Source organism: Bizionia sp., from assembly GCF_048259285.1.
Taxonomy (GTDB): domain Bacteria; phylum Bacteroidota; class Bacteroidia; order Flavobacteriales; family Flavobacteriaceae; genus Algorimicrobium; species Algorimicrobium hallyeonense.
On record NZ_JBLXHU010000056.1, the window covers coordinates 1 to 8923 of the forward strand.

Consider the following 8923-nt stretch of genomic DNA (forward strand, 5'->3'; position numbering starts at 1 on the left):
TCCCTTGTATTAGAGGAAGATGTGACTGATCTTGGAGCGGTGACGGTCAATGCAGGATATTATTCTGTAAAGGAGCGAGAGCGCACTGGAAGTATTTCAAGCATCTCTGCTGCTGATATTGAAGAGCAACCCGTTACCAATGTTCTTGCTACTATGCAAGGACGAATGCCGGGAGTGTATATCACACAAGACTCGGGGGTACCTGGTAGTGGTTTTCAAATTCAGATAAGGGGGCAAAATAGCTTGCGATCGGATGGGAATATGCCTTTGTATATTGTGGATGGTGTTCCTTTTACAACCCAGTCTATGGAGAGTTTCTATACCGGAGAGGCAGTACCTGGAATTATTAATCCTTTAAATAATATCGACCCTACGTCCATAGCAAGTATCGAGGTGTTAAAAGATGCCGATGCTACGGCTATTTATGGCTCACGTGGAGCGAATGGGGTGGTATTAATTACAACAAAAAAAGGAGTTGCTGGTAAAACCCGGTTTCAGATAGGATACACCTATGGATTGGGAAGGGTTGCTAATTTCATGGACCTTATGGATACCAATACCTATCTGGAGATGAGACGGGAAGCTTATGCCAATGATGGTATAATAACATATCCTGCCAATGCTTACGATGTAAATGGAACATGGGATCAAAACCGTTATACGGACTGGCAAGAAGTATTAATAGGGGGAACCTCTGATATTATAGATGCGACAGGTTCCGTGTCAGGGGGAAGTGAGCACACTCAATTTTTAGTGAATGGGAATTACCATAAGGAAACCACTGTATATCCAGGAGATTATGCGTATAATAAGTTTGGACTTAATAGTAGTATCAATCACAGTACCCGTGATGAAAAGTTTAAGGTACATTTAACTGCTGGTTATACAATTCAAAATAACAACTTACCGGGGTTGTCATTTATGACAGATATCTACCAATTAGCTCCTAATGCTCCGGCATTGTATCAGGAGGATGGGACTCTGAATTGGGAAAATAGTAGTTGGGAGAATCCATATAGTGTATTTGAAACCTCTTATGAATCAAAAACGAATAGCCTTATATCAAATCTGTTACTTTCTTATGAACCTATTGATGGGTTGGAGTTTAAAACCAGTTTGGGTTATACTAATAATCAGTTTTTTGATCAAATGCTTCGTCCATCTACTGTATATGATCCAGCATATGAAATTACCAGTGAGTTTTCGAATGCCTACAAAAATCAGGTACATTTTAATTCTTGGATTGTCGAACCACAAGTATCTTATAAAAAAGAATTTTCGGCATTTAAAACGCAGTTATTAGTTGGAGGGACATTTCAAAAACAAGTTTCTTCACAATTAGTACATAGTACTAGTGGGTATGCCAGTAACAGCCTATTAGGAAATATGACTGCCGCTTCGTTTATTAATATTGCCACGGATGATCAGACTGAATATAAATACAATGCCATATTTGGACGATTGAATACTTCCCTTTTTAATCGTTATTTTATAAACATAACAGGGAGACGAGATGGATCTTCTCGTTTTGGTCCTGGTCGCCAATTTGCCAATTTTGGTGCAATAGGTATTGCATGGTTGTTTTCAGAGGAATCCTGGTTAGAAAACTTAAATTTTTTAAGTTATGGAAAATTAAGAGCGAGCTATGGGACAACAGGAAATGATCAGATAGGTGATTATCAGTATTTGGATACGTATACCATTAGCGGAAATAGTTACAATGGAATAGCCGTTATGGAACCCTCAAGGCTTTTTAATCCTTCTTTTAGCTGGGAAGAAAACAAAAAGTTAGAGGTAGCCATGGAAACAGGATTTATAAAAGATCGACTCTTTTTAACGGTTGCTTATTTTAAGAACCGTTCTTCGAATCAGTTGGTAGGAATACCACTTCCGGGAACAACAGGTTTTTCTTCTATTCAGGCTAATTTAAATGCTACTATAGAAAATAAAGGATGGGAGTTTACATTACGTTCCGAACAATTTAAAAACGAAGATTTTTCATGGAGTACTACATTTAATCTAAGTGTTAACCGTAACCGACTGGTCTCTTTTCCAGGATTAGAAACCTCCACCTATAGCAATAGCTATGTTATAGGAGAACCTTTAAATATCAGTAAGGTATATCAGTATGAGGGCTTGGACTCTCAAACGGGACTGTATCAATTTAAAGATTTTAACGACGATGATTTATTAACACGTGAAAATGATCGGGAAGCTATCATACGATTTGATCCTGACTTTTTTGGTGGAATCCAAAATAGTATTCGTTATAAAGGATTATCCGTAGACTTTCTTTTTCAATTTGTTAAACAAGATCGTTATACCGGTGAACATTCAATGGGAATGGCTGGAAGAATGGGGAATCAATTAAACCTATTACAGGATCGTTGGAAGCAACCAGGAGACATCGCAACCTTTCAGCCCTATTCTTCAGGGGCTAATTCTGAACTTAGATCAAGGTATTTGAATTATTCCCAAAGTAATGCTGTATTGGATGATGCCTCCTTTATTAGACTTAAGAACATAGCTATTTCTTATCAATTACCGAGGAATATCTTGCATGGGGTTACTTGCAGTATTGTTTTAAAGGGACAAAATCTATTGACTTTTACAGATTATGAGGGATTAGATCCAGAAGCTAATTTCACAAATAGTTTACCACCATTACAAGCACTCACCACAGGGATACAACTCCATTTTTAAATTAATAAAATCATGAAAAAATATATAACAACAGTTTTAAAAAATAAAAAAACAAATGGGAATCTTTGGTTTCGAAGCCTGCTAATATTTGTATGCTGCAGTACATTTTTGCTGTCTTGTTCAGATTTTGTGGAGGTAGAACTTCCTTCATCGCAACTCAATGCTGATGATATCTTTACCGATATTTCTTCTGCTAATGCAGCCATGGCTTCCATATATGCTGAAATGCGTGATGGTAGTATGGTAAGTGATTTAAGTTATCAGATGGGGAATTATGCAGATGAATTGGATTATTACGGTAGTATGGCTTCTGACACCGAGGATTTTAATAAAAATACGGTAATTTCTTCCAATGGTACCATCAAAAGCTGGTGGAATACTGCCTATAATTTAATTTATAGTGCAAACTCAATTCTAGAACGTGTTGAGAATTCAAAACAACTTTCTACAAGTGATTGCAATCAGTTAAAAGGGGAAGCTTTATTTGTAAGAGCATACCTTCATTTTTACTTGGCGCAACTTTATGGAGCAGTTCCTTATGTAACGACCACTAATTATTCAAAGAATGCTAAGGTGGTTAAAATTCCTGTTGATCAGTTGTATTTAAATGTACTGGAGGATTTAAAAGTAGCTGAAGGCTTATTAGGTTTGGAATATGTAAATCCAAATCGTACCCGTCCAAATAGAGGCGTAGTTAAAGCACTTATGGCAAGAATATATTTATATACAGATCAATGGGAGGCTGCTGCTCAGGCAGCTTCGTATTGCATAAACAATACAGGTACATATACATGGAACACAAATTTAAATACCTTGTTTTTAAAAGATAATACTACAACTATTTGGCAATGGTCTCCTGAATTTGAAGGACAAAACACCAATGAAGGGCAAGCTTTTATATTCTTTTCAGTACCTCCGGGAAACGTAGCCTTGAATCCTGAGCTTGTAGCAAGTTTTGAAGCTAATGATTTGAGATTGGATGGTTGGATTAAGGGATTATCGGATGGGGAAACTACTTGGTATTATGCATATAAATATAAAGAGCAAGGTGGGACGGATGTCTCAAGAGAGTATAGTGTCATTTTTCGATTGGCTGAACAATATTTGATAAGGAGCGAAGCACGTGTACAAAACGGCGACATAGAGGGAGGGGTGTCTGACCTAAATAAAATAAGAAATCGCGCAGGACTTTCCGAAGTTGGTGTTACTGATAAAGCTACCTTATTGAAACTTATCTTAGAGGAACGTAGGCATGAATACTTTACAGAATTAGGACATCGCTTTTTTGATTTAAAGCGTACAGAACAGCTGGATACTGTTTTAGGAGTTAAACCAGGTTGGAATACAACAGACAGAATATTACCATTACCAGAGGATGAACTCTTGATAAATCCAAATTTAGAACCGCAAAATAAAGGATATTGATGAGAAGACTAAATATAAAATCGATCAATTTCTTTCATCATAATTGCAACCTTTTATGGGGTTTAGTATGGATAGGACTTCTTTGTGTTATGCCTTTATGTGCACAAAGTAATCGTAAAACCATGACCCCAGAAGATTATGATAAATGGTATCGTTTTAACTCTTTAGGGTTTGCTTCAGAGGGGAAATGGGTATTATTTAAAAAGTCTTATACAGATCAACCAGATTCATTATTTGTAAAAGAAATAATAGGAGATAGGCTTTACGCAATTGAAGATTGCGGTCAGTTAGCTTATGTTGGAAATAAGATAGTTATTGGACATTGTGCGAATGGGAGGTATCAAATACTACATCTGGCATCGGGAAGAATGGAAAAAATGAATGCAGATAAAGTAGAAGTAAGTTTAAATGAGGATTACCTTATGATGTATCATAAACAAAAGAAGGAACTGATTATTAGAAATCTTTCAAATGGTAAAAACGCATTTTTTTTAAATGTTTATGACTATTCCCATAATCCAAAATCCAATGCCATTGCAATTATGAGCCGTGAATCTACAGAGAATCAACTAACCTTGGTATTTTTAAACAAAACGCTTAAAGAGGTTGTCTTATTGGAGAATTCTTCTCGCAAAGTTGTCGAACTCACATGGAATGCAGCGGGAGATGGTGTGGCCTTTTCGATGGCTTCTAGTGAATCAGAAGGAGAATATGAAGATGCAGGGGAGCTATGCTTCTATAAGATAACTAAGGAAAAGATGATGCGTATAGATTTGAATAATTGGGGTGGCTTTTCAAGTGATAAGAAGTTGGTAAGCACATGGGTTTTGCCGCTAAGGATTACCCCAGATGACAATAGGATATTATTTGCTTTTAAACGCAAACAACCTGTCGAAATGAAGGAGCTTCCAGAGGTCTGGAAAGCCGGTGATCCATATATCTATAAAGGAATGACTTATAGGATGCATTGGCAAAATACAGCCAAGTTAGGGATATGGGATGTAAAAACCAATCGTTTTATTAAGGTTACTGATACACTTTATCCTCAGTCGCTTATTAATAAAGATGCATCTTTAGCCTTGCTGTACAATCCGGCAACTTATCAACCTCAATCCATGTCGAAGCCACCTATTGACCTCTATATAGCAGATTTGAAAAAGGAGAGGAAAACATTGTTTTTAAAACGTCAGCTGCATGAAACATCAAAAGTTTCCTTTAGCCCCTCTGGACGTTATATTCAATACTTCAGAGAAAAGGGGTGGTGGCTTTACGATTCTAAAACAGATGTTCATGTTAATTTATGTAAGAAATTTGAAAATACTCAATTAATTGATTATGATGAATTAACTCCGTTATTATGGAGCAAAGATGAAGATGCTTTATTTATGCAGGGAAGTTACGATTTATGGGAAGTTCCTATTGGAAATGGAGAGGTGAAGTCTTTAACGAATGGGAGGAAAAAGGGAGTTCATTATCATGTACTTACCAAGCCTACTGTTTACCAAAAACGACCTCAATCATTATATTTTAATCGACAAACTCAATCGTTGATATTCTCTGTAAAAAAAGGGGATAGTATGGGTTATGCGATATTAAGACCGCAAAAAAAACTACAAGATATAAGTCTTAGTGAAAATTATGTTCGTGATCCATTTCTATCTGAAGATGAACGATACTTTAGTTTTAGAATGGAGCGTAACGACCAGCCCTCTAAATTAATGATTTATGACCTGAGTTCAGATCGTTTACAAACATTGTTTCAGAGCAATCCTCATTATAAGAATTATAAACAAGGGCGCTCCAAAAAGATTTTTTATCGCAATAAGGATGGTGTCTTACTCTCAGGAATTCTTCGTTTTCCGACGGACTATAAGAAGGATTCACTATATCCCATGATTGTACGTGTTTATGAAAAACAGGGATATAAGCGTTTTCAATATGTAAATCCTACCATGTATAATGGCTCAGGATTTAATAGTAAAAATTATGTTAACAATGGTTATTTTGTATTTCTACCAGATATTTCTTATACCATAGGGGAACCTGGCTTTTCAGCAGCAGATTGTATTATATCAGGTACCAAAGCTGCATTGAAGGAAGCTTCTATTGATCCTGATAGAATTGGGTTGATAGGACACTCATATGGAGGGTTTGAAACGTTGTTTACCATAACTCAAACTGATTTTTTTGCTACTGCTATTGCCAGTGCTGGTGTAACCGATATGGTACGGGGGTATTTAGGTCTTCAGGATCGGATTCTACTTAGTTATGATATGTATGAACATTTTCAACACCGCATGGGAGTTTCTTTATTTGAGGATTACCAAGGATATTTGGATAACTCTCCTATATATCATGCCACCAAAATTCATACACCTTTTTTATTGTGGTCGGGTAAAGAGGATTATCATGTGAATTACCATCAGAGTATATCCTTTCATTTGGCCATGAAAAGGCTAGGAAAACCAAACAGTTTACTTTTATACCCTCAAGAAGGGCACGTCCTAGGGCGTCCTGAAAGTCAAAAAGATATTACTATAAAAACCGAGCAATGGTTTGCATATTATTTGAAAGAAGGGATAAAATACGATTGGATGCCGTAAGTGATGAATTAAAGTAAATAGGGTGGCTCTAAAATGAGCCACCCTATTTTTTTTAGAATCTATGGTTGTTCAGGTCTATAAAGTTGAACAGTACATTGATTCCCCTCTTCTAAAAATAGTGGGGTACCATCTTCTTCATAATTGACTGTACAAATATAATCTGTTTCTACAGTTGAACAATCATCTGCTTGTTGACATGATGTTCCTGCGGGATTTAATTTAATATGCCCCTGAACAATTGCTGCGTCTTTAGCCTTTAAACTCATTGCATGTGTTGAAAAGGCTCCGATGGTTGCTAAGGCAAAAATAAAAGCCGGCAACCATTTTCTTGAAATTGTTTTCATATTTTTTGTATTTAAAGTTATGATCTACTCTTTTTTACAGGTTTTCGATCTTACCCCTGTCATCGCGATATATTTGTATGTGTATCTTCATGAAGCATATTTTTAAGGTCATATTGGACTAATTTATTCCCGATAAAACCATAAAAAATAGAATCCTTTATGAAAAAATGTCTTAGGGGTTTCCCTTGTTCTTTATAGATGTAAAAACTGGTTTGATAATTTCCATTTAAGATGTTGTATACATCTATTGTTTGAGTTTGCTTCCATGTCTTTTCTGCCTCATATCTTCCTTTGATTTGAGAACGTATATATAAAAAGCCATTATAAGTATAGCTTGCAGGATTAACCATCATGGAGGCAATCAATTTTAGTTGTTGAGGATTCGATGTAGAGTCTATAATTAAGTTGGGCTTAGAAATGGTGTCAATTGTATGAGCTGTTATAATGTTGTTAAGTTTCTCACTCATTACCAAAAATTTATTTTTATAGAAATAAGTATAGGATACGTGATTGGTAAGACCATCGTATGTAATACTACCATCGGCATTAAATATTTCGTCAGACTCATTATTCAAAAGGTGCGGTACAATTTGATAGGGTAGTGAATCCTTTATATAGAGGTAGCCAAGGTCACTTTTCTGGGATTGAGGATTCAAGGTTTTAAATAGTAATGTGTTATCATTAGTTAGTTGGTAATTTGAAAAGTTGATATTACCTTGGTATTGCGAGTCTACTTCCCAATTCGTTGTAGTTCCTTTTAATATCATAGAAATTTGACCATCTATTAAAAAGAAATAAGGAGGCTGGACTCTGACTTGAGCTGCAATGGATGGTAAATTATTATTACTGATTTGAATCTTAATGGTTTTCACAGTAGCTGTTTGTAGGTTTATTCGTTTTACAATGAGTGGACTACTATAATTTCCCAGATAAATATGTTGCTTACTTGAACCAGCAAAATAAAAAGCATCTCCGTTTAAATTTATATTAGCAATCTTTGGAATATTATATGAGTATCGACGAATAAAAGGATTTTCTTCGTATATAATTCGCTCTGAGGTTAGAAATAACATGGTGACCGTACCAACACTTAGAAGTGAGATTACGGAAGCTATTACATAAAAAGCATACTTGTTCTTACTTTTAGAATCTCTTTTTTTGTGAAAATGAATGGCTAAAAGAGCAAATAAGGTAAATACTATATTAAAAATAAGGTGCGCCTTCCATCCCATTTTTTCCAGCACACCACCACAGGAACAGGGGATATTAGAAGCGTGGTTTAAAATGATATAAATATAGGTGCTAAACATGACCATTAAGGCTAATGATGCCAACAGACCTATATAACGTGTGTTTTTATATAGAAGTAGAAGAGCCGTTAAAATTTCAGATATAGGAACAATCCACACTAGCCAACCGGCATAGGCACTCAGCATCGGTGCTTGTCCAATTTGAATACGGAAATTTTCAAAATCCAACAGTTTAGTGAGTGCTGCATATACAAAAAGGAGTATAAACAGATAACTGATGATCTCCGTAATTAAACCTGTATGTTTTTGATACCATTTCATATCATTTGTATTTATTTGGTATTAAATGCTATAAATCTGCGCACTAATGGCTCTGCCAAATAAAAGTAAATGATTATAAAAGTGGACTTTGGTGGGTTTACCTTATTTTTTTACGGTATTTCCGCATTTAACATTTTGTTTAAAGGGAAAACTAGTCTTTTTAGATAAAACCTTCTTCTTTAGCCCTTTTAATAAGCTCTGAGCTTTTTTCTACACCAAAGAGATCCTTAAGACGTCGTTTCCTCTTTTCTAAAGCAGATAAGGATAGTGTCATTTT

Annotated in this window: 5 protein-coding genes; 3 read left to right on the forward strand and 2 right to left on the reverse strand. The window is 35.6% G+C overall.

The window, feature by feature from the left end; genetic code table 11:
* From ACN0QX_RS14285 to ACN0QX_RS14295, 3 genes are all read left to right on the forward strand, one after another.
* Positions 1 to 2703 (forward strand): SusC/RagA family TonB-linked outer membrane protein (locus ACN0QX_RS14285; protein WP_417197915.1); only part of this gene is annotated, 2703 nt, incomplete at its 5' end.
* 12 nt (positions 2704 to 2715) lie between these two features.
* The gene (locus tag ACN0QX_RS14290; RefSeq protein ID WP_417197917.1) at positions 2716 to 4128 is read left to right on the forward strand and encodes a RagB/SusD family nutrient uptake outer membrane protein; all 1413 of its coding nucleotides are present in this window, start codon (positions 2716 to 2718) and stop codon (positions 4126 to 4128) included.
* Between the two features lie 122 nt (positions 4129 to 4250).
* Positions 4251 to 6731: an alpha/beta hydrolase family protein gene (locus tag ACN0QX_RS14295; RefSeq protein ID WP_417197919.1), complete on the forward strand. Its 2481-nt coding sequence runs from the start codon at positions 4251 to 4253 to the stop codon at positions 6729 to 6731.
* A gap of 59 nt (positions 6732 to 6790) precedes the next feature.
* Here ACN0QX_RS14295 and ACN0QX_RS14300 read toward each other — a convergent pair whose 3' ends face one another.
* Together ACN0QX_RS14300 and ACN0QX_RS14305 are read right to left on the reverse strand one after the other, a co-directional pair.
* Positions 6791 to 7075 (reverse strand): DUF6520 family protein, encoded by a 285-nt coding sequence (locus ACN0QX_RS14300; protein WP_417197921.1) that lies wholly within the window; start codon positions 7073 to 7075, stop codon positions 6791 to 6793.
* A gap of 59 nt (positions 7076 to 7134) precedes the next feature.
* Positions 7135 to 8646, reverse strand: a complete 1512-nt coding sequence (locus tag ACN0QX_RS14305) for a DoxX family protein (protein ID WP_417197923.1) — start codon at positions 8644 to 8646, stop codon at positions 7135 to 7137.
* Positions 8647 to 8923: the final 277 nt, after the last annotated feature.